Origin of the sequence: Polynucleobacter sp. Fuers-14 (assembly GCF_018882045.1) — a bacterium.
In the GTDB taxonomy this organism is placed as follows: domain Bacteria; phylum Pseudomonadota; class Gammaproteobacteria; order Burkholderiales; family Burkholderiaceae; genus Polynucleobacter.
Window position 1 is genome coordinate 1 of record NZ_JACVPG010000024.1, and the last position, 439, is coordinate 439.

Annotated in this window: 1 protein-coding gene; it reads right to left on the reverse strand. The window is 50.1% G+C overall.

Annotated features, from left to right (window positions below; genetic code table 11):
- On the reverse strand, window positions 1-439 hold a 439-nt coding region (locus tag ICN40_RS11140; RefSeq protein WP_216244016.1), incomplete at both ends, for an autotransporter-associated beta strand repeat-containing protein.

Sequence of the window (439 nt, forward strand, 5' to 3'; positions counted from 1 at the left end):
CACCAGTGTAGGTGTTGGTGCCAGAGAGCACCCAAGTGCCTGTACCAGACTTGACTAAATTTGTCGCGCCAGTGTTATCTGCTAACACTCCAGCAAAAGTATTGCTTGCTGTTGAGGTGCCAGTCAGAGTCAGGGTGCGGTTAGCAGTACCGGTGTAACTTCTGGCACCTGTATTACTAAAAACTAAGGCGCCAGTGCCAGAGGCGTCAATCGTTCCACCATTATTGGTAATCGTAAATAGACGATCCGTAGTCACTCCTGAGCCGGTGTACTGCAAGGTACCACCATCAAAGATGAGATTACTTGCAATATTGGCAGAGGCACCAATATTGCTACTGCTACCACCGCTGGCTAAAGATGAAACACTCAGAATGCCCCCGCTCACAGTAGTCGCACCAGTGTAGGTATTAGCGGCTGAGAGGGTAGTTGTACCGGTGCC